This is a genomic window from Massilia solisilvae (genome assembly GCF_024753215.1).
GTDB lineage: Bacteria > Pseudomonadota > Gammaproteobacteria > Burkholderiales > Burkholderiaceae_D > Telluria > Telluria solisilvae.
The window spans coordinates 535,862-560,255 of sequence record NZ_JANUGV010000001.1 but is presented as its reverse complement, the minus strand read 5'-3'; the positions used below and the strand labels follow the sequence as shown (position 1 = coordinate 560,255).

The window sequence follows — 24,394 nt, the reverse complement described above, 5'->3', positions numbered from 1 at the left end:
GTTGCTTCGGTCAGACCAAGGATGATGCTGTGAAAATCAACGATACCCTCAAAGGCAACCAGGGCTTGCCCTCGGCCGGTACGCCGGCGGCGGGCACCAGGGGCGCGGACAAGGCGGTCGCTCCCCCGACCCAGGCGCCGACCGACACCGTGAGCCTGTCGTCGCAGGGCCAGGCGCTGGCCGGCGCGGTCGGCGGCGCGGGGACGTTCGATACCAAGAAGGTGGAGCGGATCAAGTCGGCCATCGCCGACGGCCAGTTCAAGGTCAACTCCGAAAAAGTGGCCGACAGCCTGCTCGAAACCGTCCGCGATCTGCTGCATTCGCGCAAACGCTAAGAAAGACGCATGACCCCTGATTCGACCCTGGCCGCCGAGCGGCAGCTGCTGGCATCGCTCACCGAGCTGCTGCGCGAGGAACAACGCCTGCTGGTGGCGGCCGATGCGGACGCCCTGTCGCAGGTCACGCCGCGCAAGAACCAGCTGGTGCAGCAACTGGCCGCGCAGGCGGTCGAACGCCACCGGCTGTTGTCGCAAGCCGGGTTCGAAGCGGCCGAAGCCGGCATGGAACCGTGGCTGGCGGCGCATGGCGCGCCCAGCGCGCGCGCCGAGTGGGAACAGCTGCTGGATGCGGCGCGCGAGGCCAAGGAACTGAACCGCGTCAACGGCATGCTCATCAACAAGCACATGGCGCACAACCAGCAGGTGCTGACCGAACTGCGTCCCCAGGGTGCCAACGCCGACAGCACCGTGTACGGCCCCGGCGGGCTCTCCTTCGGCGGCGGGCCGTCCAAGCGCTTCGTGCTGGGCTGACAGCCACCCTCCCCCATCGTCAAGGCCGCATGTGCGGCCTTTTTGGTTGCATTTGAACGCGTGGGCAGGAAACCTGCCCACGCGTTCAGCTCACGCTCGAATCCCCGCGCCTTCAATGCAGGCTGGAATGCTCCTTCTTGGTCAGCATCAGCGCCAGCTGCTCCGGCCACAGCGGCGGGCTGTAGTAGTAGCCCTGGATCTCGTCGCAGCCGTTGGCCTTCAGGAAGGTGAGCTGGTCGATCGTTTCCACCCCTTCCGCCACCGCCTCAAGGTCCAGCCCGTGCGCCAGCGCGATCAGGGCGCGCACGATGGCCGCGTCGTTGGGGTCGGCCATCACGTCGGTGACGAACGAACGGTCGATCTTGAGCACGTCGATCGGGAAGCGCTTCAGGTAGCTGAGCGACGAGTAGCCGGTGCCGAAGTCGTCGATCGACACCGCCACCCCCAGCTGCTTGAGCGAGTGCAGCACCATCTGCGCCGCGCGGATGTCGTGCATCACCGTGCTTTCGGTGATCTCGAGCTCGAGCCGGTACGGCGGCAGCCCGGCCTCGTCGAGCACCGCGCGCACCCGCCGCGCCAGCCCGTCCTGCTGGAACAGGCGCGCCGACAGGTTGACCGACACCCGCACCGGCGGCAGCCCCTGGGCCTGCCAGCGCGCCGCGCAGGCGCAGGCTTCGTTCAGCACCCACATGTCGATCTCCTCGATCAACCCGGTCTCCTCGGCGATCGGGATGAAGCGGCCGGGCGCGACCAGGCCCAGCGCCGGATGGCGCCAGCGCACCAGCGCCTCGACCCCGACGATCTCGTTGCTGGCCATCGACACGCGCGGCTGGTACTGCAGCGCCAGCTCCTGGCGTTCGAGCGCGTGGCGCAGGAAGCTCTCCATGCTCACCCGCTCGCGGATCGCGCGCTCCATCTCCCACGTGTGGAAGCGGTAGCGCCCGGGGCCGTCCTGGCGCGCGGCGCCCATCGCCACCTGCGCCTTGTGCAGCAGCGCTCCCGCGCCCGCCTCGTCCTCGGGCATCAGCGCGATCCCCACGCTGGCCGACAGGAACACCTGCTGGCCGCGCGGCGTGAACGGTTCGCGCATGCGCGCCAGCAGCGCCTCGGCCAGCGCGCCCGCCTCGTGGCGGCCGGCCACGCCCTGCTGCACCACGATGAATTCGTTGCCGCCCTGGCGCGCCAGGGTGTCGCCCTCGCGCAGGCAGCCTTCGATGCGCTGCACGCATTCGCGCAGCACGGCGTCGCCGTGCGAGTAGCCGTAGTCGTCGTTGACCTTCTTGAAGCGGTCCAGGTCCAGCACCAGCACCGCCAGCATGCGCCCGGCCGCGCGCGCCGCGCCGATCGCCTCGTCCAGCATCTCGATGATGCGCGCCCGGTTGGGCAGGCCGGTCAGCGCGTCGTGCGACAGCTGGCGCAGCAGTTCCTTCTCCAGCCGGCGCCGCTCGGTGACGTCGCGCACGATCGCGATGTCGTGGCGCGCGTCGCCGCTGGCCAGGCTGGCGCGCCGCACCTCGGCCGGGAACGGCTCGCCCTGCACGCGGCGGCAGGTGACCTCCTCCAGCTCATCTTGCCCGCCGGGCGGCACGAAAGCCTGCACCGGGATGCCCGGAGCGATGTGGCGCGGCAGCCCGAACAGCTGCTCGGCGCAGGTGTTAACCATCACGATGCGCCCGCGCGCGTCGGACAGCACGATCGCGTCCGGGGCAGCCTCCATCAGGCTGCGGAACTTGTTCTCGCTCTCGAACAGCGAGCGCTCCGAGCGCGCCAGCCGCTGGTACGGACGCATCACCGTGGTCACGAACACGGCGCGGTACAGGCACAGGTAGGCCACCACCTTGTACACGTGGCCCACGAAGTTCATCATGTCGTCCGGTTCGCGGTAGAGCGCAAAGCACACGCCCTGCACGGCGCTGGCGGCCGCGGCGGCGGTGGCGTACCACCAGCCGGCCGAATTGGTGCGGCGCGCGCGCCGCAGCAGCAGCAACGCGGCGGCTGTCACGATCAGCGTGGCCATGTTCTCGGCGCCGACCTTGAACGTGGTCAGCCCGCCGCCGTCGGTCCAGGTGGCGGGCAGCAGGTCCGGATGCAGCACGGCGATCCACCCGGCCAGCGCGGTGATCGCCAGCGCGCCGGCCAGGCTGGCGCGCCGCGCCGCGCGGCTGGCCGGGGCCGGCGCCGCCACCAGCGCCAGCGCCAGCAGCGCGCAGCCGCCCAGGTTGCGCGCCGCCAGCCAGAACAGGATCCCCTGCCCCACGCTGCCCGGCGCGCCCAGGCCGGGCATGCCCTTGACCGACAACAGGTGGCCCAGGTCCAGCAGCCCGACGGCAAGGAAGGCCGGCGCCACCAGCACCATGCCGCGCCGGTGGATGTCGATGCCGTTCCAGCCGACCGCAAACACCAGCCATGCCACCAGCACGGCAAAGCACTCCATGACCGTGTGCAGCGGCAGGTACCATTGACGCAGCCATGGCGCCGCGGGGGCCACTCCCAGCTCGACCAGCACCGGCACCAGCGCCATCAACGCGATCAGCAACGCCACGCGCGCGCCGGTTCCCGGTGGCGCGATGCTGTCCATGTCATCCTGATGCGACGTGTTCATTCACCCTCCGTCAACGCGTGGCGCCCCCCGCGCCACTCAGGCCGCCGCGGCTTCATGCGCGCCCCGGCGCAGCAGCGCCTCGAACTGGCTCGCCGTCATCGGCGCGCTGTGGTAATAGCCCTGCATCAGGTCGCAGCCCTGCTCGCGCAGCACCGCGACCTGGGCCTCGTTTTCGACGCCCTCGGCCACCACCAGCAGCTTGAGCGAATGGGCGAGCGCGATCACGGCCTTGACGATCTGCGCGTCGTCGCGGTCGGACGTGATGTCGCTGACGAACGAGCGGTCGACCTTCAGGCTGTGGATCGGGAAGCGCCGCAGGTTGGCCAGGCTGGAATAGCCGCTGCCGAAGTCGTCGATCGACAGCAGCACCCCCATCGCGGCCAGCTTGCGCATGGTGTCCAGCGTGCCCGGGGCGTCCTGCGCCAGCACGCTCTCGGCCACCTCCAGGCCCAGGCACGGCAGCTCGCAGCCTGCCTCGCGCGCCAGCCGCGCCACCTGCGCCGCCAGGTCCTGGTCGTGGAACTGGCGCGCCGACAGGTTCACCGACACCCGCAGGCGCGGCAGTCCCGCGGCGCGCCAGGCGGCCTGCTGGGCCAGCACGGTGGCCAGCACCCATTCGCCGATCGGCACGATCAGGCCGGTCTCTTCGGCCAGCGCCAGGAAGTCATGCGGCAGCAGCGTGCCGGTGTCGCGCTTCCAGCGCAGCAGCGCCTCCACGCCGGCGATCGCGCCGCCATCGACCGCCACCAGCGGCTGGTACAGCACTTCGAATTCATTGCGCTGCAAGGCCCGCTGCAGCGCGCCTTCCATGCGCAGCGCCTCCAGCGACTGCGCGTCGAGCGACGGATTGTAGAAGCGGAAGTGGTTACCGCCGAGCGCCTTGGCGCGGTACATCGCGCTGTCGGCGCTCTTGAGCAGGGCCTGGCTGTCCAGGCCGTCGCGCGGGTACATCGCAATGCCCATGCTCCCGGTCGGGAACACCTCCTGCCCGGCCAGGGTCAGCGGCTGGAACAGGCTGCCCAGCAGCTTGGTGGCGACCTTGGCCGCGTCGTCCTCGCCGCCCAGGTCGGCCAGCACCACCACGAACTCGTCGCCGCCCTGGCGCGCCACGGTGTCGCTCTCGCGCAGGCTGCCCGACAGGCGCTGCGCGATCTCCACGATCAACTGGTCGCCGGCGTCATGCCCCAGGCTGTCGTTGATCAGCTTGAAGCGGTCCAGGTCGACGAACACCACGCCCACCTGGCGCTGCGAGCGCTGGGCGTGCGCGATCGCCTGCGCCAGCCGGTCCTGCAACAAGACCCGGTTGGGCAGGCCGGTGAGCGCATCGTGGTTGGCCATGCGCAGCAGCGCCTCCTCGGCCTGCTTGCGGCGCGAGATGTCCTCGACCACCGCGATGAAGCGCTGGGTGCCGGCCGCGTCGCGCATGACCGACATGCTCGAGGCCACCCACAGCGCGCGGCCGTCGCGCCGCACGAAGCGCTTTTCGCGCGTGTATTCGCCGATCCGGCCCTCGGCCAGGCGCGTCATCAGTGCCGCGTCCTCGCCGGCGTCCTCGGGATGGGTGATCGCGATCCAGTTCTGCTGCAGCAGTTCGGCTTCGCCGTAGCCGAGGATGTCGCGCAGCTTGCGGTTCACCCGCATCAGGCGGCCGTCGCGCGCGATGTGCGCCATGCCCACCGCGGCCTGCGTGAACGTGAGGCGGAAGTACTCCTCGCTTTCCTGCAGGCGCAGGCGGGCGCGCCGGCGGAACGTGATGTCCTGCCCGATCAGGAGCAGCAGCGCGGCGCCGCCCTCCTCGGTGCGGCGGATGTTGAATTCCAGGTAGCGCACGCCGTCGGCGCCGCCGTCGATGGTGCACAGCACGTGGTCGAGCGGCGTGCCGTGTTCGAGCACCGCGAGCGCGCGCTGCTCCAGGTCGGCGCAGCCAAGCAGGCTGGCGAGCGGCGGCTGACCCTCGAGGGCGTCGTCCGGCACCCCGAGCATGTCGGCCATCGTGCGGTTGATCGAAAGCACGCGCAGGTCCGGCCCCAGCACGACCAGCCCGGCCGGCATGCCGTCGATCACCTGCTCGAGGTAGGCGCGCTTTTCCAGGATGCTGCGCTGCGAGGCATGGAAGTAGGTGTCCAGCGCCAGCCCCATGTCGAAGCACACGACCTTGAGCACCGCGTTGCAGGCGGCCAGCAGGTACTGCGGATCCTCGCCGAGCTGGCGGCCCAGGATCTGCACCAGCTCGCCCAGGTACTTGCGATACGCGCCGATGTACCACTTGGGCTCAAGTCCGATGCGCTGGTGCGCCAGCCCCACGCGCAGGCGCTCGGCCACGTAGCCGGGGCCATAGTCGCCGCCGCACAGGCTGGCGAAATAGGCGCCCATCGCATGCTGCAGGCGCAGCTGGGCGTCCTCGGTGGGCACCAGTGCGCGCATCGAGGAAAACGACAGCACGTGTTCGTAGAAGGTGTCGGCAAAGCTTTCGCTGTCGCGCGCGATCCTCGCCTGCACGTCGCGCAGGATCTCGCAGTCGTGCGCGGTCAGCTCGAGGAAGTCCTTGCGCCTGGCGATTTCCTCGTCAGTCAGGCCGATCTCGCGCGCCACCTGCAGTACCGCTTCGCGCAGGTCCTTCATGCGCGCTCCGGCGCGCGGCCGCCTGCATGCCGCCCTTGTTTTCGCATTCGCTTGCCCTGCTTACAGTTTCACCAGCGTCCGATGGTGAGTGATTTGCAGGGCCCGAACAATCGGGGAAATTGGAAAGCGGTGTAAGGATAACCGCAGTCAGACGTAGGGATTTCCCTACCCTTCTAGTGCGGGATCAGCTGGTGCTCCAGCGCGTAGCGGGTCAGCTCGGCGATGCTCGACATCTGCATCTTTTGCAGCAGGCGCAGCTTGTGCGTGCTGATGGTCTTGGCCGACAGCGACAGCCGCGCGGCGATGTTGTTGACCGAGTCGCCCGACACCAGCAACTGGAAGATCTGGAACTCGCGGTCGGACAGGCGCTCGTGCGGCGGCTTGTCGTCGCCCAGCCCGTGGTCGAACACCATCGTGTCCACCAGCGCCGGGTCGATGTAGCGGCCGCCGCGGGCGACCTTGCGAATCGCCGCGATCAGGGTCTCGGGATCGCTGTCCTTGGTCAGGTAGCCGGCCGCGCCGGCCTTGATCGCACGCGATACCAGCTGCGCCTCGTTGTGCATCGACAGCACCAGCACGCGCGGCGCATCCTCGCGCGCGGCGATGCGCCGGATCAGCTCCACGCCCGACAGGTTCGGCATCGACAGGTCGAGCAGCAGCAGGTCGCAGCCGCCGGGCAGCAAGCCCAGCACCTGCTGACCGTTCGAGGCCTCGCCCACGACCTGCAGATCGGTGGTCATGCCCATCAGCTGTTTCAGTCCGTGCCGCACGATGCTGTGATCGTCGGCGAGAATGATTCGGATTGTTTCACCCATCGCATCTCTCTTCATCAAGGAGCGCCGGCGCGCCCAGGTTGGTGCGCGGCAGGCGGACCTCGATGCTGGTGCCCACGCCCTGCGCGCTGTTGATCTCCACGGTCCCGCCCAGCATCAGGACGCGCTCGCGCATGCCCATCAGCCCGAACTTGCCGCGCTGCGGCGCCGCTTCGGCGGCGAAGCCCTGTCCATTGTCGCGCACCGCCAGCGCAATGCTGTCGTCGCTCGCTTCCAGGTGCACTTCGACGTAGCTCGCGCCAGCGTGCTTGAGCACGTTGGTGAGCGACTCCTGCACGATCCGGAACAAGGCCGTGGCCTGGCCGTCGTCGAGCTCGACATCCGCCTCGTCGGCGTGCAGCACGCATTCGATGCCGGAGCGCCGCGCGAATTCGTCCACCTGCCATTCGAGCGCCGCGTTCAGGCCCAGGTCGAGCGCGGCCGGGCGCAACGCCGAGGTGACGTTGCGCACGATGCCGATGGTGCGGTCCACCGCCTCCTTCATCGCCGCAAAGCGGGCCAGCAGCGCCTCGCTGTGCGGCCCGTCGGCCATGCGCAGCAGCGCCACGTCCATGCGCAGCGCGGTCAGCGCCTGCCCGAGTTCGTCATGGACCTCGCGCGCGACCTTCTTGCGCTCCTCCTCGCGCACCAGCTCGCGGTGCGCGGACAGCTCGCGCAGCAGCTGGCGCGATTCGGTCAGCTGCTGCTCGTTGCGCTTGCTGTCGGTGATGTTGAGCATCAGCCCTTCCCACACCGTGGCCGCGCCCGCCATGCGCGGGGTGGCGCGGCAATTGACCCAGATCTGGCGACCGTCGCCGGTGTGGGCGCGCCCTTCCCAGTTGAGCATGTTCAGGCTGCGCGCCGAGCGCGCCAGGCTGGCATAAAAGCCGGGCCGCTCGCCGTCAAGGAAGTGGCCGGTGAGGCGGCGCGGGTCGGCCAGCACCGCGCCCGGCGTCTCGCCGAACAGCTGGGCCACGCCCTCGCTGACGTAGGTGAAGGTCAGCTCGCCCCCGCTCCAGACGCACTGGAACACCGCGCCGGGGGTGTTGGCCGCGATGCCGGCCAGGCGCTGCTCGCTCTCGCGCAGCACCGCCTCGCCGCTGCGGATCGCGGAAATGTCGCGCGCGGTGGCCAGCACCGCCGCCACCACCCCGCCCTGGCGGAATTCGGGCACCACCTGCACCTGGTAGTGGCACAGCGCGCCGCCGCCATCGACCGCCACCTCGAACGTGTCCGGCCGGCCGCCACCCAGCACCCGGCGCGCCGCCGCCACCCATGGCACCGAGGCGCGCTTGTCGCCGTCGCCCAGCACCCGCCCGAGGCCGATCACCGGATGCAGTCCGGGGGCGGCGGCCAGCGCCGGATTGACGTACACGCAGCGCAGCTCGCGGTCGAAACGGATCACCACGTCCGGCGAGTTCTCGACCAGCGCGCGGTATTGTTCCTCGCGCTTCCTGATCTGCTCGTCGGCCCAGGTTTTTTCGGTGATGTCCTGGATCGTGCCGCGCAGGCGCAACGCCGTGCCGGCCGCGTCGAACTCGACCTCGGCGCGCGAATGGATCACGCGTACCTGGCCGCTGGCCGGCATCGCCCGGAACGTCACGTCGTAGCTGCGCAGGCGCGCGATGGCGTCGCGTTCCGCCTGCACCTTGGCGCTGCGGTCGTCCGGGTGCAGCAGCGCCAGCGTGGCCTCGCGGTCCGGCGGCTCGCCGCCGGGAGCCAGGCCGAAGATGCGGAAGGTCTCGTCCGACCACCACGAACGGCCAGTGACCAGGTCGCGCTCCCAGCTGCCGATGCGCGCCATCTGCTGCGCGTGGGCCAGGCTCGCTTCGCGCTGGCGCAGCGCCTGCTCCATGCGCACGCGCTCGCCCACGTCCTGCACAATGGCGATGTGGCGCCGCCTTTCGCCCAGCCTGAATTCGTTGGACAGCACCTCGAGCGCGAGCTCGCCGCCATCGCGCCGGTAGCCGGTGAGCTGCTGCACCCGGCCCTCGCTCCCGGCCGCGGGGAGCGCCCTGGCGCCCAGCAGCCGGCCAATCGACACGCCGGACAGTTCATCGGCCGCGTAGCCGAACATGCGGCAGGCGGCGCGGTTGGCCGACAATACGCGCCCGGCCGCGTCGAAGGTGAGCACGCCGGCCGGCACGTTGTCGAGGATCGCATCGAGCCGCGCGCGCGTGCGCACCAGGCCGCGCACCAGCGGCTGGGTGCGCCACTGCAGCAGCGACGCGCCGCCCAGTATCAAGAGGACCATGCCGGCCAGCGCCGCCAACAACTGGCGCCGCAGCGGGCGGAAGAATTCCTCGGTATCGACCTTTTGCACCAGCCCCAGCCCCAATGGGATGGTGCCGTAAGCGGCCAGTACCTCCGCGCCGCGGTAGTCATGCCGGATGCCGACGTCGGTCTGGCCCTCGAGCGCGAGCTGGATCGGCAGGCGCGCATCGCCGCGCACCAGCGGCAGCGTCACCGTTTCCGGCTGCAGGCGCGACGGAAAGCAGGCGATCCGCCCGTCGCGCATGGCGCACACCCGCATCTCGCCGCTGGTGGCACTCCCGTTCATGCCGGCAAAGCGTGCATTGAACGCGGCCAGCTCCAGGTCGAGCCGCAGCAGGCGGTCCTGCCCCTGCGGCACCTCGAACAGCAGGCGCCAGCCGTCGCTCCAGTACAGGCGCGGCGCTTGCGGCAGCGGCAGCGTGACGCTGAACTGGTCACGGTAATGACTGCTGCCGGCCCGCGCCAGCGGCGAGCCGTCGCGCGCGATCAGCGCCAGGTTGGCGCGCCCGCCAAGGCGGCGCAGCTCCTGTTCCAGTGCGCCGGCCCAGGCCTGGTTCGCCACGGGCCGGCGCAGGGACTGGAGCGCGCTGCTGCCCTGGGCCGCGGCCGCCTCGAGCGAGAACTGGAACAGCGATGCGTTCGAGCGAAACGATGTCAGCCACGCTTCCTGGAAGTTGTTCATCGCCGAGCGCCCGACGATGCCCACGCCGACCATGCTGGCCACCACCGACAGTAGCGCGAACAGCGCAAAACTGGTGAAGAAGATGCGCCGGTCCTCGCGCCCCTTGAGCGCGGCCACCCAGCCAGGCCGGGGCGCGGCCAGGCACAGGCCGCAGCCGACCGCCGCCATTCCCAGCGCGGTAGGCACAGGCACCTGCAAGCCCCCGCGGCCGCCGGCCAGCAGCACGTTCCCCAGCAGGTTGGACAGCAGCGACGGCAGCGCGGTCGCGGCTACCACCGCGCCGCACAGCTGCGCCAGCAGCACGCCCTGACCGCGCAGGCCCGGCAACAGCAGCAATGCCGTCCCCGCCAGGCCGAGCGCGAAGGCTGCGCCCGAACGCATGCGCCCGGGCCACAGGCCGGGGGACAAGTCGCGCGGGTCGGCATTGGTCAGCAACTGGGCCGGCAGGCTGTCGGCGTAGATGCCGTGCAGCGGCTGCAGCAGCGTCATCAGTGCCAGCGCCAGCGTGAGCCCGCCTGCGATGCGCACCGCTGCGCGCCGGCCGCGGCTGCGCCCATCGAGCAGCAGCGCCGCGCCGCACAGCGCAAAGGCGGCGGCGGTGCCGATGCCGACGTCGGCGAACGCGCGCGCGTTGGCGGCAGCCCAATCGGCGGCGAACGCGGCCAGCGCCAGCACCAGCGAGCCCAGCGCCAGCGCGATGGCGCCGCACAGCCGGCGCCAGTGGGCGACGGGATGGGAAGCCAGGCCAGTCGGGGGGCGGTCAGGTGTCACGAGGGAAATGAAAATTTGACATGTCAGATTTCATTCTAGCAAGTTCCTGCATCGATGGACACTGCAAGGCAGGGGTGCCACCCCGCACGACGGCTAACGTGTCGGCACTTCGGTCGGCGGCTCGGGCAGCGCCGAGATGATGGTCACCGCCACCCGGCGGTTGCGCGCGCGTCCGACCGGGTCCTCGTTCGCGGCCACCGGCTCGGTCGCGGCATGCCCCACCGCGGTCAGGCGCTCCGGCGCCACGCCGCTGTCGATGAACAGCCGCACCACGCTGCTGGCGCGCATGGCCGACAGCTCCCAGTTGGACGGGAACTGCGCATTGGCGATCGGGATGTTGTCGGTGTGCCCCTCGACCTGGATCGCGTGGGTGTCGTCCTTGAGCAGCCCGGCCACCGCGCGCAGCGCCTCGACCGAATCGCCATTGAGCCTGGCGTCGCCGCTGTCGAACAGGACGCTCGCGTTGATCTCGACCGACACGCCGCGCCCGCTTTGGGTCACGCGCACCTTGCCGGTCTTGACCAGTGGCGCCAGCGTGTTGGACAGCTGGCGCGCCAGCGCGGCCAGGCGTTCCTTCTCGCGCCGCGTCGCCTCGGCACGGCGGCGCGCCACCATCGAGGCCAGCGGCAGCGGCGGCTCGACCTCGGTGCGCTCGGCCTTGACCGCTGCCGCGTCGCGCCCGCCGAACGCGTCGCCCAGCGAGGCGGACAGCACCCGGTACTTGCCGTCGTTGACCACCGAGACCGCGTACATCACCACGAAAAACGCGAACAGCAGCGTGATGAAGTCGGCGTACGAGACCAGCCAGCGGTCCTGGTGCTCCTCCGGCTCCTCGTACTTTTTGCGCGCCATGGCCGGCTTCCTAGGCGCGCGCCAGCAGGCTGGCAATGCGCTCGTCGATCACGCGCGTGTGGTCGCCGCTGGCCAGGTCGTGGAACACGTCGATCAGGATCTCGTACTGCGCCACGCGCGCCGCCACGATCGCCTTGAGCTTGTTGCCCACCGGGTGGCAGAACAGATTGGCCAGTCCCACCCCGTACACGGTCGAGACGAAGGCCACCGCGATGCCGGCGCCCAGGCGCGACGGGTCGGTCAGGTTTTCCATCACGTGGATCAGGCCCAGCACCGCGCCGATGATGCCGATGGTCGGCGCATAGCCGGCTGCCGACTCCCAGATGCGCGCGGCCTGGCGCTGGCGCGTCTCGAACGCGGACAGCTCGGTCTCGAGCAGGCTGCGCAGCTTGTCCGGCTGGATGCCGTCCACCACCAGCCGCAGGCCCTTCTCGATGAACTTGTCGCGCGTGCCCTCCATAAAGCGCTCGAGCGCCAGCAGGCCGTCGCGGCGCGCCACCTGGCTCCACTGCTCGATCTCGCGCGCGAGGTGTTCGCGCTGGCTGGGCGGCGTGCGGAACACCCAGCCCAGCATCGACAGGCCGCGCCAGAAGGTGCGCGCCTCGGTCTGCAGCAGCACGGCGCCGGCGGTGCCGACCACCACGATCGCGAACGCGGCCGGCTGCACCAGCGAGGCGAACTTGCCGCCGTCCAGCGCATGGCCGACGAAGATGCCGGCCAGCGCCAGCAACAGGCCGGCTACGCTGGACCAGTCCACAATTGCTCCCGCAGCGCCGCGCGCAGCCGTGCCACCGCCTGGGTGTGCAGCTGCGACACGCGCGATTCAGACACGCCCATCACCGCGCCGATCTCCTTCAAGTTCAGTTCTTCCTCGTAGTACAAGCCCATCAGGATCTTCTCGCGCGGCGGCAGCGCCTCGATCGCGTCGATCACGGCCTGGCGGAAGTCGGTTTCCAGCAGCGCGCGCAGCGGGTCGCTGTCGTCCACCGCATAGCGGTCGAGGAAGCTGTCGTTGCCGTCCTCGTCATGGAAGTCTTCGTAGTAGATCAGCTGGTGGCCGCTGCCGTCCGACAGCAGGTCCTGGTATTCGGCCAGCGACATCTTGAGCGACTTGGCCACCTCGGACTCGGACGGCGCGCGGCCCAGCTTTTGCTGCAGTGTGTTCATCGCCGTCTCGACCTTGCGCATGTTCTGGCGCGTCGAGCGCGGCATCCAGTCGCTGTTGCGCAGCTCGTCGAGCATGGCGCCGCGGATGCGCAGCACCGCATAGGTCTCGAACTGGGCGCCATGGGTCTCTTCGTAGCGGTTGATCGCGTCGAGCAGCCCCATCATGCCGGCCTGGACCAGGTCGTCCACTTCCACGGAAGGGGGCAGCTTGGCCTTCATGTGGTGGGCCAGGCGCTTCACCAGCTGCATGTGCTGCTCCAGCAGGTGATCCCTGTCGGCTTTCCCTTTGACCGTGTACATGCCTTCTTATGCTTTTATGTTCTCAGGAGCCAAAATGTGCGCCGCCTCCCTGCCACTGTTCCTGCGCCATTGCGGCCAGCGCAAAGCGCCCGGCCAGCTGGCGGAACGCCACCGACGCGCCGGCCAGCGGGAACGCATCGACCACCGCGCGCCCCAGGCGCGCCGCGCGCTGCAGGTATTCGTCCGCCGGCACCGACCCCATCGAGGTCAGGGTGACAGCCAGGTAGCGGGTGGCCGCGGATGCCATATTAGCGTAAACGATTTTCGCCTCGGCCTCGCTGGCGCCGGTGACCAGGATGCCGATCGGGCACCGGCCCAGCGCCTGCACCAGGCGCTTGATCAGTCCATAGGCATTGGTGATCGAAGCGGCGCTGGTGGACACCTGCACCACGATCTCGGAACTGGCCAGTGCCGGCAACGCGAAGCCGGCTTCGCCGAACTCGCCGTCCACCAGGATCACGCCGGACTGCTGCGCCAGCACGTCGAACGCCTTGGCCAGGCGCCGCGCCTCGTCCTCGTCGCGGCCCGCGACCGCAGGGACCCACGCCGGGGCGCGGCCACGGCCCTGCGGCTCGCGCGCCAGGCTGGCCAGCGCAAAGCCCTGCGGCACCTGCTGGATGATCTCGTTGAGCGCGCACTGCTGGCGCGCCACCTGCAACAGCGTCGGGCCGACCACGCCCAGGCGCTGCGCCACACCGTACTCGCTCAGGCTGGCATCGACCAGCAGCACGTCGTTGCCGGCCTGCGCCAGCGACGCGCCCAGGTTGACCAGCATCGCGCCCTTGTCGTCTTCAGGCGTGGCGGAGAGGAAGGTGACGACGCGCGGGCGCGGGCCCGCCAGCATCCGGCGCAGGCCTTCGGCCTGGTCGAAGTCGAAACTAGCCAAGCGACACCTCGCGCAGGGTGCGGTCGCTATGCACGCTGCCGGTCTGCGACATTACCGCCGGCAGGTCGGCCTCCTGCAGCTGCTCGCGCTTGCCGCGGAATGCGCGGTCCACCAGCAGCGCGCGGTCGGCCAGGTGCAGGTCTTCCGGCACGCGCTGGCCGTTGGAGATGTAGCACAGGTTCAGCTTCTGGCGCACCAGCACGTCGAGCAGGCTGCCGATCGATGCCGCTTCGTCGAGCTTGGTCATGATCACGCCGTGCAGGCCGCTGCCCTGGTAGGCGCGCACCACCTCGCCCAGGGTCTCGTGGGTCGAGGTCGAGTTCAGGCACAGCAGGCGCTTCACTTCGGCGCCGGCGTCGGTCAGCATGGCCACCTGCGCGGCCACCATCTGGTCGCGCTGCGACATGCCGATCGTATCGATCAATACCGTATGCTTGTTTTTCAGTTCCTTCAGGGCGATGCGCAGGTCGGCCTCGTCCTTGACCGCGTGGACCATCACGCCGAGGATCTTGCCGTAGATGCGCAGCTGCTCGTGCGCGCCGATACGATAGGCGTCGGTGGTGATCAGGGCCAGCTTCTCGGGGCCGTGGCGCATCACGCAGCGCGCGGCCAGCTTGGCGGTGGTGGTGGTCTTGCCCACGCCGGTGGGGCCGACCAGCGCAAACACGCCGCCCTGGCCGAGGATGGCGTCCTCGTTCGACATCACCGACAGGTTGCGGCCGATGACGTTCTTCACCCAGCGCATCGATTCGGCCGCGTCCTTGTGCTGCGGCAGCTTGTCGATCAGGTAGCGCGACAGCGTGGCCGAAAAGCCGGCGGCCAGCATCTCGCGCAGTACGGTGGCCTTGTGCGGCGCGCGCTGCTGGCTGGCGCCCCAGGTCAGCTCGGCCAGCTGCGACTCCATCAGGCCGCGCATTGCGCGCATCTCGTTCATCATGCCGGACATCTCGGCGGTGGCGGCCTCGGTGACCTTTTCGATCGCGGACGAGACCATCGAGGTGACGGCGGCCATGTCGATGGCCGGCTTGGGCTCCGGCTGCGGTTCGGCGCGCACCCGGCGCGGCATGAACGGCTGCGGCTCGGACAGCTGCAGCTGCGGGGCCGGCGCGGCCATCTCGGATTCGGCGACGGGCGAGGCGATCGAGGCGACATCGTCGCTGGCCAGCGCCAGGATCTCGACTTCGCCATTGACCGCGCGGTTGGACAGGATGACCGCGTCGGGACCGAGCGCTTCGCGGACCTTGCGCAAGGCATCGCGGGATGTGGGCGCTACAAATTTCTTCACGTTCATCGATGATCTCCGTCCCTGGGGACTGCTGCTTTCATTCGTCAATACTGGCCACGGCAAGGGCGCACGCGCCCCTTCTACGATCAAGATTATTGACGACGGCGCACGAAAACCATCGGGGGAAAAGGATGGGAAATAGGTGTTTATTTCCGGAAATCAAACATTTGCAGCGTTTTCTTACGGAAACATGTGAAGCAGGCAATGCGCGGGTTGGCCAGCTCGGCGGTAGGAAATTTTCGCGCCGGAACTCGGCAGTATCGGTGCCGTTTCGGCTTATCTTCGCCCCATTGCTGTTAGCCCATGTCTGGCTCACCTATCCCGAACTTGGGCCACACGTTCCCGTGGCGCTCGCGGAATGGCAAATTGACCTGTACGGTTCACACAATGGCGACGACCTGGCCGACCTGGAAGATCTGTTCGCCTTCGCTGTATCGTTTTTGCTCATCGCAATATTGACAGCCGCCGCACTCGTCGCGCGGCAACGGTATTCGATCAATCGAGCAATGCAGGAAGGCGGAAGGTAAGCGTGACGTAGGGTGGGCAGATTTCCTGCCCACGCGGTGATACGCGGCGCTGGCACGCCGCATCTGGCTGTCCCGGCCGCGTACGACCGCGTGGGCTCAAGAGCCCACCCTGACAGTCAACGTGCGTGCAGCCACCAAGCACATGTCACGTCTTCTCCGGCATCACTCTGGGGAATGAGTCTTGAGCCAGTCCTGCAACGCAGCATCCACGCGAGTTTGCCACCCCGCCCCCGTAGCGCGGAACGCCTGCACCACCTCAGGCGACAGCCGGATGGTGACCCGTTCTTTGCTCGCAGAGGCCGCCGGCCTGCCGCGCTTGACCGTCGGCTTCACGTCTTCCCATTCCTCGTCAGAATACGGCATCGCGTCCGCATCGGACTTTGCTGCGGCCGTGATGGCAGCGTCTTCGTCCGGCGTAGGGAGAATCGTTCCCGGTTTAAGTTTCGGCATAGCGTTTTACCTCTCGCTGGTTGGCCTTGCGCAGGCTGACGATGCGCCGCCCACCGACCCGGTCCACATAGACCACGAAGTACAAGCGCAGCCCAATGTAGCCAATGGCTGCCATGCGCGCTTCACCATACTGGCGCCGGACATCGGGCCAAACCACCGCTGATTCCCACTCGAATTGAGCAGCGAGCGCCAACGACACGCCATGCTTGGTGATGTTGGCGTCGTCTTTGGTTGGATCATACGTGATTTGCATTCGATTATTGTATGCACAAAAAATCGAGAATCAACAGCCCTTCAACATGGCCCTACCCGCTTACCCATTGGCTATTTCCTTCCCCATCCGTTCCACGCCATCCGCAACAAAGCTGCATTCGCCGCGCGCCTGTCAAAGGCGCTGGCATCGAACTTGCCACCGATCCAGTCGAGCAGCTCGCGACCTTCCTGGGTGCGCGGCTTGCGCTCGATAGCATCAAGGAATGCCATGTAGCCATAGGGGCCGCCGACATCCTCCGGAGGCCCGCCGCGGGCGCCATCAGTGATGTGGCCGTATCCCCGCATTTCAGCAACCTCGGCGATCCTTTCAACGTGGATCGTGTGTCTCCACGAATCACCGAAATCGTACAGATAGGTAAATCGCTGGCCTGGAAAGAGCAACCGCCCCAGTTTCGCCTTGCGGTCATCCAGCGGCACTGGCTCGCCCTCGTCAATCGACTCAAGCAGGTATTCGTCGTGTATGGTGTAGGTCTGGTCTCCCACCTCAAACTCGTGAAGGTGGGAGCTGGTCCAGCCGAATGCTGCCTGAAGGATGTGGTGCAGCGTTCGCAAGCTGATGTCCGCGTCCACCTCGATGCGGCGCCAGATCAGCGGCTCGATATCGTTGATGCTGGCGTGGAGGATGATGATCTTGGGCTGTTTTGGCATGGTGGGACAGATCAACGCTGGTTGAACGCGTGGGCGGAATCCGCCCACCCTACGGATCAGGTTGCGGCGCCGTGACAGCTCGGCCGCGTACGACCGCATGGGCTCAAGAGCCCACCCTACCGATCAACGCGAATTGAGCCAGTTGAGGACGTAATCGCGCACGCCCTCGGCCACCGACAGGAACGGCTCGCTGTAGCCGGCCGCGCGCATCTTGGCCATGTCGGCCTGCGTGAAGGACTGGTACTTGCCGATCAGCGCTTCGGGGAACGTGACGTATTCGATGATGCCGGCCTTGACCAGTTCTTCGGTCGGCATCGGCTCCTTGCCTTCCAGCTCGCGCATCGTGTTCGCCACGGCGGTGGCGACATCGTTGAACGGCTGCGCCCGGCCGGTGCCCAGGTTGAAGATACCGGATACTTCCGGATGGTCGAAGAACCACAGGTTCACCTTGGCCACGTCCTTGACCGACACGAAGTCGCGCATCTGGCCGCCGTCCGGGTAGCCGTCGCGGCCCTGGAACAGCCTGACCTTGCCGCTTTCACGGTACTGGTTGAAGTGGTGGAAGGCCACCGACGCCATGCGGCCCTTGTGGCCTTCGCGCGGGCCGTACACGTTGAAATAGCGAAAGCCTACCACCTGCGCCGTCAGCTCCCCTGCCCTCTGCCGCACCACCTGGTCGAACAGGAACTTGGAGTAGCCATACACATTCAGCGGATCCTCGTGCGCGCGCTCTTCCTTGAACACGGTGCCGCCGCCATACACGGCCGCGCTGGAGGCATAAAGGAACTGGGCGCGCTGCTCCTTGGCGAATTCGAGCAGGTCGAGCGAGTACTGATAATTGTTCTCCATCATGTACTTGCCGTTGTGCTCCATCGTGTCCGAGCACGCGCCTTCGTGGAAGATCGCCTTGATGCGGCGGTCGTAGGCGTGGGCGCGGATGCGCGCCATGAATTCGTGCTTGTCCACGTAGTCGCTGATCTCGCAATCGACCAGGTTGCGGAACTTGTCGCCGCGCGTGAGGTTGTCCACGGCGATGATGTTGGTGATGCCGCGCTCGTTGAGCGCCTTGACGATGTTCGAGCCGATCAGGCCGGCGGCTCCGGTTACGACGATGTACATGCGTGCCTCGGGTAGTGGTGCGGCAGCCGGGTCGAGGCTGCCTTGTGAAGCGTGCATTTTCCCACATGTGGCGATGGCATGTGATAGTTGGACGCGTGGGCGGGAGACCCGCCCACCCTACAGAGACGCTGCGATTGCCGTAGGGTGGGCAGGTCTCCTGCCCACGCGTTCAACCAGCGCCAGAATTACATCGGCGCGCCCACCAGGCTGGTCACGCGAATGGTCTTGGTCTCCGGTATCTCGGAGTGCGACAGCACCTTCAGCTGCGGCAGCGCGCGCCGCAAAAAGCGCGACAGCAGCGTGCGCAGCGGCCCTGGCACCAGCAGCACCGGCGTCAGTCCCATCGCCTCCTGCTGCGCGGCGGCGTTGGCGGCCTGCTGGGCGATGGTGTCGGCCAGGCCCGGCTCGATGCCGACGCCGTCGTTGCCGGTGCCCAGCGCCTGCATCAGCAGCCGCTCCAGGCGGTTGTCCAGGGTCATGACGGACAGCTCGTTCGTCCCCGGGAACAGCTGCTGCACGATGGCGCGGCCCAGCGCCACGCGCACCAGCGAAGTCAGCTCGGTCGGATCCTGCGTGATCGGCGCGTGCTCCGAAACCGTCTCGATGATGGTGCGCATGTCGCGGATGTGCACCCCTTCGGCCAGCAGGTTCTGCAGCACCTTCTGCAGCGTGGACAGCGCCACCACTTTCGGCACCAGGTCTTCCACCAGCTTGGGCGCGTCCTTGGCCATGTGGTCGATGAGCGCCTGCACTTCCATGCGTCCCAGCAGCTCCGAAGCGTGGGAATTGATGATGTGGTTCAGGTGGGTCGCGATCACGGTGCCCGCGTCCACCACCGTGTAGCCCATGCCCTGCGCCTGGTCGCGCAGGCCGGCGTCGATCCAGGTGGCCGGCAGGCCGAAGGCCGGGTCGGTGGTCGGGGTGCCGGGCAGCACGCCGCTGGCCATGCCCGGGTTGATCGCCAGCAGCTGGCCGTTGATCGCCTCGCCGCTGCCCACCTCCACGCCCTTGAGCGTGATGCGGTAGGCCACCGGCTTCAGTTCCAGGTTGTCACGGATGTGCACCGGCGGGGCGAGGAAGCCCACTTCCTGCGCGAACTTCTTGCGGATGCCCTTGATGCGCTTGAGCAGCTCGCCGCTTTGGGTGCGGTCCACCAGCGGGATCAGGCGGTAGCCCACCTCCAGGCCAAGCGTGTCCACCTGCAGCACGTCCTGCCAGCTCGCCTCCTCGTTTTCGGCCGGCGCCGCTGCGGCGGCCTGGGTGGCCGCTGCCGCGGCAGCCGCCGCCTCCTGTGCAGCCTTCAGCTTGGGCCCCCGCTTCTCCAACAGGTAAGCGGCGCCGCCCAGCAGGCTGCCCAGCAACAGGAACACCAGGTTCGGCATGCCCGGGATCAGGCCCATGCCGCCCAGGATGCCGCCAGTGATGTACAGCACTTCGGGCTTGGCAAACAGCTGCGTGACCAGCTGCTTGCCGATGTCCTCGTCGCTGGCCACGCGCGACACCACCATACCGGCCGCGACCGAGATGATCAGGGACGGAATCTGCGCGACCAGGCCGTCGCCGATCGCCAGCAGGGTGTAGTTCTTGATCGCGTCGCCGAATGCCATGTCGTGCTGGACCATGCCCACGATCAGGCCGCCGATCACGTTGATCAGGGTGACCATGATGCCGGCCACCGCGTCGCCGCGCACGTACTTCGACGCACCGTCCATCGCGCCGTAGAACTCGGCTTCCTGCGCCACTTCCGAGCGGCGCCGGCGCGCTTCCTGTTCGCCGATCAGGCCGGCGTTCAGGTCGGCGTCGATCGCCATCTGCTTGCCCGGCATCGCATCCAGGGCGAAGCGCGCGCCCACCTCGGCGATACGGCCCGCGCCCTTGGTCACGACGGTGAAGTTGATGATGGTGAGGATCACGAACACCACGATACCGACGGTGTAGTTGCCGCCGATGAGGAAGTGGCCGAACGCCTCGATCACCTTGCCCGCGGCGGCGCCGCCAGTGTGGCCCTGGGTGAGCACCACGCGCGTGGAAGCGACGTTCAGCGACAGGCGCAGCATGGTGGACACCAGCAGGATCGCCGGGAACGCCATGAAGTCGAGCGGCTTGACGGTGTACAGGCTGGTGAGCAGCACGATCACCGACAGCGCGATGTTAAAGCTGAAGAACACATCGAGCATGAAGGCCGGCAGCGGCAAAATCATCATCGCCAGCAGCAGGATGATGAGGATCGGCGCGGCCAGCGCGCTGTTGCCGCGGTTGGCCAGGCCCTTCAGCCAGGGTGGCAGCTTCATTGGTCAGCTCCGTGTGGGGCGCCGGGCTGCTGCCGCGCCGCCGGGTCGAGCGGGTCCATTGCGGGCGGCACCGCCAGTTTGGTCGGGCGGTCCGGCTGGCGGCCGCCATGCGCGCTGTAGGTACGCAGCTGGAACACATAGGCCAGCACCTCGGCCACCGCCGAGTACAGCGCTTCGGGAATCTCCTCTTCCAGCTCGACGTGCTTGTACAGCGCGCGCGCCAGCGGCGGCGCCTCCAGCAGCGCCACCTTGTTTTCCTGCGCGATCTCGCGGATCTTCGCCGCCACCTCGTCCACGCCCTTGGCCACCACGCGCGGCGCGCCGCGCTGGCCTTCGGCATACTTGAGGGCGACCGCGTAATGGGTCGGGTTGGTGACCACCACGTCGGCCGTCGGCACGTTCTGCATCATGCGGCGCTTGGCCATCTCGCGCTGCAGCTGGCGGATCTTGCCCTTGATTTGCGGGTTGCCTTCGGATTCCTTCGATTCCTGGATCACTTCCTGGCGCGTCATCTTGAGCTTGTTGGCGTAGTGCCAGATCTGGTACGGGGCGTCGAGCGCCGCGATCAGGCCGAGCGCGCCCACCATGAACAGGAAGGCCACGCCGACCAGGCGCACCAGGTGGGTGCTGCCGGAGTGCAGCGGCTCGATCGCAAGACCCAGCACGGCTTCCTTCTGGCTCATCACCACCACCCAGGCCACGCAGGCCACCACCACGGTCTTGGCGATGGCCTTGAGCAGCTCGACCAGCGCATTGGTCGAAAACATGTTCCCCAGCCCGCGCATGGGGTTGAGCTTGCCGAAGTTCGGCATGAAGGCCTTGGCGGTGAACAGCCAGCCGCCGATCAGCAGCGGCGACGCCAGCGCCACCACCATGATCGCCACCGCCAGCGGCAGGCAGGCCAGCATCACCGTGCCGATGTCGGTGAAGATGCGGTGCAGCAGCACGTCCGGGTTGTACACCTGCTCGCGGTCGAGCGACAGACCGGACTGCAGCACCGCGGCGAGCTGGCGCGCAAGGCTGCCGCCGGTCAGCCACAGACCGGCGCCTGCCGTCATCAACACGCCAAAGGTTGCCAGTTCGCGCGATCGGGGCACGTCGCCTTCTTCGCGCGCCTGCTCCAATCGCCTGGCTGACGCGGGTTCTGTCCGTTCCGCGTCGCTGTCTTCTGCCATTCGGTGCTCCTGTTCGCGGTGCCTGGTTGTCGTAGGGTGGCCACTCCTGCCCACGCGTCCGGACACAGCCTGTGGATGGCATTATCCACGACCTTACCCGGCGGCTATTCCCCAAATAACCCGGCAAACCGGGCGTATTTCCCCCCGCCACTCATCATTTGTCTCCGGCGCGCCACCTTTTTAACCGAATGTCGTTAATTTTTTTGAATTCCCACAAAACTTCATTGCTATAATTAGATTGCCCTGAAGTATCACAACAGGTTACCTATTTCTGAATTAAAAGGGATCCAACAAATGAAAAAGCTTCTCGCCCTCAGCGCACTCCTGAGCCTCGTGTCGACCCAAGTGCTGGCACAGACTGAAACCGCCGCTGCCGCTGCCGCACAAACCGGCGCTGCCGCCGGCACTACCGGCGCTGCCGCTGGTACCGCTGGCGCTGCTGCTGGTACCGCTGGCGCTGCTGCTGGCGCTGCTGGCGCTGCCGCTGCAGGCACTGGCTTTGCCGCCACCACCGCGATCGCTGGCCTGTCGGTTGGCACCGTCGCTGCGATCGGCGCTGGCGTCGCTGCTGCTGCTGTTGCCGCAAGCGGCGGCTCGAGCACCACCAGCCACCACTGATCGCTGGGTCGCTCGTGCGACCTTGCCTCGAGAAAATGGCCGCACAAGCGGCCATTTTTTTCATTCCAAGTCAAATGCACCATCTGCGGGCGCTGTGCTGAGTTCAGTCGCCGGCATTCCGGCGCTACCGTGATGCGATCGCGCTGCGCGCGGGCGCGCTACCGGCATCATGCGGTTGCGCGATATATTTCATCAATTCGCCTGCAATCAGGTCCGCCCCGTATTCGTTGACGTGGTTCGTGTCGCTGAACAAAATGCGCCCGCGGCCGTCGGCTGACGAACAATTGTCCTTTGAACAGAACAAGCTGGCCGAGTCGACAAAACGAACGCCGTGCAACCTGGCGAACGCCTCCAGCACTTCGTGGTTGCGGGCGCGGTAATCCGCGATGCTCACCCTTGGATAATCACGCGCCCCGCCCGTGTACACGATCTGCTTGGCCACCGAGTCGAAGACCCTGAACGGGAATTCAGGCACCGGTTCGATGATCACGACCTGTTTTCCAGCACGCTCCAGCGCATCGACCGTCCGTTGCAGCGAACGCTCGAAAACCATCCGGTTCTGCTCCGGCGTTTGCGCCGCGCCGAGGCTATCGGCCACCAGCCCGGGACTGCGTGTTCGATCGTTGCCGTCATCGCGATAACCCTTGGTATAGTTCGCCCACTCCGCGAACAACACGACGGTGTCGATGGCCGGAGAAGCCATGACCTGCCTGAACGCGGCACTCGTCGTTTCGTCGCAATCGGCAATGGTATTGCCGACAAAGCGGAACTCCAGCAAGGGCGCGCAAAAGCCGCCGGACACCGCATAGAAGGAGAACGGCCTGTCTCCCTGGCGCCTGCCGAGGGACTCGAACAGGGCGCCCGCATGGGAGTCGCCAATGACGGCAAAGTGCGGCGTCACCGCGGCCCCCACCTTGCACATGTCGCCACGCCGGATCTGGTCCGCAGTCCGCCTCGACAGGGTGTGGCAAGGACTGCTGTCCACGGTGCGAATCGCCAGCAGGTCCTCGATCGCGGGGAATCGTGACGGATAGCCCTTGTTGACGTGGCCTGCGAACCCGGCAGCCGCAAAGGCAGCGCAGGCAATGGCGGAACAGCCAAAGATCGTGGCGCGCGAGACCACGTTCTTTTGACGGAAAGGCGTCTCGACGTACTTCCAGCTGAAATAGGCCAGCACCAGCGAGCCCGCCGCCAGCGCCCCGAGCATCAGCTGGTCCGGGTGGCCCGGCATCCGGTAACGGGCAAAGGCCAGCAGCGGCTGGTGCCACAGGTAAGCGCTGTAGCTGATCATGCCCACTCCGGCAAACCACCGGCTGCCCAGCAACCTTCCGGCGCCGGTGTCGGCCCCGGCAAACAGGATGACCAGCAACGCTCCCACCGTCGGCACCAGCGTGTAGACGCTGGGATACGGCGTCTGGCTGCCGTACAAGAACACGGCACAGGCGATCAGGACCAGCCCTGTCCAGCCACCCGCCTCGCGCAGCGGCTGGGCCGGCGTGCGCCGGTCAGGATTGGAAAAATGGAAGGCGGCGAAGGCGCCGATCAGCAGCTCCCATCCGCGCGACGGGAGCAGGAAGAAATTGGCCGTGGGCGCTGCGCTCGCGCCCCATTGCGCGACGGCCAGGCTTGCCAGTGCAAGGACGCCAAGCAGCGCGACGATCCGGCGTTTGCCAAAGCGCCAGGCCAGCATCAGCAGCAGCGGAAAGATCACGTAAAACTGCTCTTCCACCGCCAGGCTCCACGTATGCAGCAGCGGTTTGAGCTCGGCCGCGGTATCGAAGTAGTCGCTGGTCTTCCAGAACAGGATGTTCGATGCGAACGCCGAAACCGCGACCACGCTCTGGGCAAAGCCCTTCAGGTCCGCGGGCAGCAGCCAGCGCCAGGCGAACAGACTGCTCACGGCCATCATGACGAACAGCGCAGGAAGAATCCGCCGTGCGCGACGTTCATAGAACTCGAGGATACTGAAACGGCCTTTCTCGAGGTCTGCCATGATGATCGAGGTGATGAGGAAGCCGCTGATGACGAAAAACACATCGACACCCACATAGCCGCCGCCAAACAAGCCGAAACCGGCGTGGTAGAGGATCACCGGAAGGACGGCGACGGCGCGCAGGCCGTCGATCTCTGGACGATAACGCATCGGTACAACCTTGCTGTAGGGTCCGGGGGACGGACTGCCGGCGGGCGGCCCGACCACCATGCCGGATCTTGTCTGCTCAACGCCGGCA

At 67.5% G+C, this 24,394-nt stretch carries 20 protein-coding genes; 4 read left to right on the top strand and 16 right to left on the bottom strand.

All coding sequences use genetic code 11. The features are described from left to right. Window positions 1-29 precede the first annotated feature (29 nt). Together flgM and NX773_RS02425 are read left to right on the top strand one after the other, a co-directional pair. Entirely contained in the window at window positions 30-335 is a 306-nt protein-coding gene (gene flgM / locus NX773_RS02430) for a flagellar biosynthesis anti-sigma factor FlgM (protein WP_258854796.1), read from the top strand. A 9-nt stretch (window positions 336-344) separates the two neighbouring features. Beyond that, window positions 345-809, top strand: coding sequence for a flagella synthesis protein FlgN (locus tag NX773_RS02425; protein ID WP_258854795.1), 465 nt, complete (start codon window positions 345-347; stop codon window positions 807-809). Window positions 810-921: 112 nt separating this feature from the next. On the opposite strand, the gene NX773_RS02420 is transcribed toward NX773_RS02425, so the two are convergent. The 9 genes from NX773_RS02420 to flhF all read right to left on the bottom strand — a co-directional run bounded on the left by NX773_RS02420 (window position 922) and on the right by flhF (window position 15,068). Beyond that, window positions 922-3,411, bottom strand: coding sequence for a bifunctional diguanylate cyclase/phosphodiesterase (locus NX773_RS02420; RefSeq protein WP_258854794.1), 2,490 nt, complete (start codon window positions 3,409-3,411; stop codon window positions 922-924). 36 nt (window positions 3,412-3,447) lie between these two features. Further along, window positions 3,448-6,033, bottom strand: a complete 2,586-nt coding sequence (locus tag NX773_RS02415; RefSeq protein WP_258854793.1) for an EAL domain-containing protein — start codon at window positions 6,031-6,033, stop codon at window positions 3,448-3,450. Window positions 6,034-6,206: 173 nt separating this feature from the next. Beyond that, a complete protein-coding gene (locus NX773_RS02410; protein WP_258854792.1) occupies window positions 6,207-6,848 on the bottom strand; it encodes a response regulator in 642 nt (213 codons plus the stop codon). Then, entirely contained in the window at window positions 6,841-10,572 is a 3,732-nt protein-coding gene (locus NX773_RS23595; RefSeq protein WP_258854791.1) for a PAS domain-containing sensor histidine kinase, read from the bottom strand. The genes NX773_RS02410 and NX773_RS23595 overlap by 8 nt, the downstream gene beginning before the upstream one ends. A 93-nt stretch (window positions 10,573-10,665) precedes the next feature. Further along, the gene (motD, locus tag NX773_RS02400; protein WP_258854790.1) at window positions 10,666-11,424 is read right to left on the bottom strand and encodes a flagellar motor protein MotD; all 759 of its coding nucleotides are present in this window, start codon (window positions 11,422-11,424) and stop codon (window positions 10,666-10,668) included. A 10-nt stretch (window positions 11,425-11,434) separates the two neighbouring features. Beyond that, window positions 11,435-12,181 carry a flagellar motor protein gene (locus tag NX773_RS02395; RefSeq protein WP_258854789.1) on the bottom strand — a complete coding sequence of 249 codons (747 nt, stop codon included), beginning with the start codon at window positions 12,179-12,181 and terminating at the stop codon, window positions 11,435-11,437. Next, window positions 12,163-12,891, bottom strand: coding sequence for an RNA polymerase sigma factor FliA (locus tag NX773_RS02390; protein WP_258821185.1), 729 nt, complete (start codon window positions 12,889-12,891; stop codon window positions 12,163-12,165). The genes NX773_RS02395 and NX773_RS02390 overlap by 19 nt, the downstream gene beginning before the upstream one ends. A gap of 22 nt (window positions 12,892-12,913) precedes the next feature. Then, on the bottom strand, window positions 12,914-13,777 hold the full coding sequence (locus NX773_RS02385) for a MinD/ParA family ATP-binding protein (protein WP_258854788.1): 864 nt from the start codon (window positions 13,775-13,777) through the stop codon (window positions 12,914-12,916). Beyond that, on the bottom strand, window positions 13,770-15,068 hold the full coding sequence (gene flhF, locus NX773_RS02380) for a flagellar biosynthesis GTPase FlhF (RefSeq protein WP_258821187.1): 1,299 nt from the start codon (window positions 15,066-15,068) through the stop codon (window positions 13,770-13,772). Before flhF ends, NX773_RS02385 begins: the two co-directional genes overlap by 8 nt. A gap of 89 nt (window positions 15,069-15,157) precedes the next feature. Here flhF and NX773_RS02375 point away from each other — a divergent pair, with 89 nt between their 5' ends. Further along, window positions 15,158-15,589, top strand: coding sequence for a hypothetical protein (locus tag NX773_RS02375; protein WP_258854787.1), 432 nt, complete (start codon window positions 15,158-15,160; stop codon window positions 15,587-15,589). Between the two features lie 162 nt (window positions 15,590-15,751). On the opposite strand, the gene NX773_RS02370 is transcribed toward NX773_RS02375, so the two are convergent. From NX773_RS02370 to flhB, 6 genes are all read right to left on the bottom strand, one after another. Then, window positions 15,752-16,039, bottom strand: coding sequence for a BrnA antitoxin family protein (locus tag NX773_RS02370; RefSeq protein WP_258854786.1), 288 nt, complete (start codon window positions 16,037-16,039; stop codon window positions 15,752-15,754). Beyond that, window positions 16,026-16,292, bottom strand: coding sequence for a BrnT family toxin (locus tag NX773_RS02365; protein WP_258854785.1), 267 nt, complete (start codon window positions 16,290-16,292; stop codon window positions 16,026-16,028). The genes NX773_RS02370 and NX773_RS02365 overlap by 14 nt, the downstream gene beginning before the upstream one ends. A 71-nt stretch (window positions 16,293-16,363) precedes the next feature. Further along, a complete protein-coding gene (locus NX773_RS02360) occupies window positions 16,364-16,960 on the bottom strand; it encodes a plasmid pRiA4b ORF-3 family protein (RefSeq protein WP_258854784.1) in 597 nt (198 codons plus the stop codon). A 123-nt stretch (window positions 16,961-17,083) separates the two neighbouring features. Beyond that, window positions 17,084-18,079, bottom strand: a complete 996-nt coding sequence (gene rfaD / locus NX773_RS02355) for an ADP-glyceromanno-heptose 6-epimerase (protein WP_258855827.1) — start codon at window positions 18,077-18,079, stop codon at window positions 17,084-17,086. Between the two features lie 185 nt (window positions 18,080-18,264). Continuing rightward, window positions 18,265-20,370 (bottom strand): flagellar biosynthesis protein FlhA, encoded by a 2,106-nt coding sequence (gene flhA / locus NX773_RS02350; protein ID WP_258854783.1) that lies wholly within the window; start codon window positions 20,368-20,370, stop codon window positions 18,265-18,267. Next, complete coding sequence (gene flhB / locus NX773_RS02345; protein WP_258854782.1) at window positions 20,367-21,545, bottom strand: flagellar biosynthesis protein FlhB; 1,179 nt, start codon at window positions 21,543-21,545, stop codon at window positions 20,367-20,369. The genes flhA and flhB overlap by 4 nt, the downstream gene beginning before the upstream one ends. Window positions 21,546-21,839: 294 nt before the next feature. On the opposite strand from flhB, the gene NX773_RS02340 reads away from it, so the two are divergent. Then, complete coding sequence (locus NX773_RS02340; protein WP_258854781.1) at window positions 21,840-22,163, top strand: hypothetical protein; 324 nt, start codon at window positions 21,840-21,842, stop codon at window positions 22,161-22,163. Window positions 22,164-22,287: 124 nt separating this feature from the next. Here NX773_RS02340 and NX773_RS02335 read toward each other — a convergent pair whose 3' ends face one another. Continuing rightward, entirely contained in the window at window positions 22,288-24,306 is a 2,019-nt protein-coding gene (locus tag NX773_RS02335; RefSeq protein ID WP_258854780.1) for an acyltransferase family protein, read from the bottom strand. Between the last annotated feature and the right edge of the window lie 88 nt (window positions 24,307-24,394).

Excerpts from the sequence above, each read along its gene's own strand:
- NX773_RS02425 (WP_258854795.1), top strand. The coding sequence starts at position 345 with ATGACCCCTGATTCGACCCTGGCCGCCGAGCGGCAGCTGCTGGCATCG.
- NX773_RS02420 (WP_258854794.1), bottom strand. The coding sequence starts at position 3,411 with ATGAACACGTCGCATCAGGATGACATGGACAGCATCGCGCCACCGGGA.
- NX773_RS02415 (WP_258854793.1), bottom strand. The coding sequence starts at position 6,033 with ATGAAGGACCTGCGCGAAGCGGTACTGCAGGTGGCGCGCGAGATCGGC.
- NX773_RS02410 (WP_258854792.1), bottom strand. The coding sequence starts at position 6,848 with ATGGGTGAAACAATCCGAATCATTCTCGCCGACGATCACAGCATCGTG.
- motD (WP_258854790.1), bottom strand. The coding sequence starts at position 11,424 with ATGGCGCGCAAAAAGTACGAGGAGCCGGAGGAGCACCAGGACCGCTGG.
- NX773_RS02390 (WP_258821185.1), bottom strand. The coding sequence starts at position 12,891 with ATGTACACGGTCAAAGGGAAAGCCGACAGGGATCACCTGCTGGAGCAG.
- flhF (WP_258821187.1), bottom strand. The coding sequence starts at position 15,068 with ATGAACGTGAAGAAATTTGTAGCGCCCACATCCCGCGATGCCTTGCGC.
- NX773_RS02370 (WP_258854786.1), bottom strand. The coding sequence starts at position 16,039 with ATGCCGAAACTTAAACCGGGAACGATTCTCCCTACGCCGGACGAAGAC.
- NX773_RS02365 (WP_258854785.1), bottom strand. The coding sequence starts at position 16,292 with ATGCAAATCACGTATGATCCAACCAAAGACGACGCCAACATCACCAAG.
- NX773_RS02360 (WP_258854784.1), bottom strand. The coding sequence starts at position 16,960 with ATGCCAAAACAGCCCAAGATCATCATCCTCCACGCCAGCATCAACGAT.
- rfaD (WP_258855827.1), bottom strand. The coding sequence starts at position 18,079 with ATGTACATCGTCGTAACCGGAGCCGCCGGCCTGATCGGCTCGAACATC.
- flhA (WP_258854783.1), bottom strand. The coding sequence starts at position 20,370 with ATGAAGCTGCCACCCTGGCTGAAGGGCCTGGCCAACCGCGGCAACAGC.
- flhB (WP_258854782.1), bottom strand. The coding sequence starts at position 21,545 with ATGGCAGAAGACAGCGACGCGGAACGGACAGAACCCGCGTCAGCCAGG.
- NX773_RS02340 (WP_258854781.1), top strand. The coding sequence starts at position 21,840 with ATGAAAAAGCTTCTCGCCCTCAGCGCACTCCTGAGCCTCGTGTCGACC.
- NX773_RS02335 (WP_258854780.1), bottom strand. The coding sequence starts at position 24,306 with ATGCGTTATCGTCCAGAGATCGACGGCCTGCGCGCCGTCGCCGTCCTT.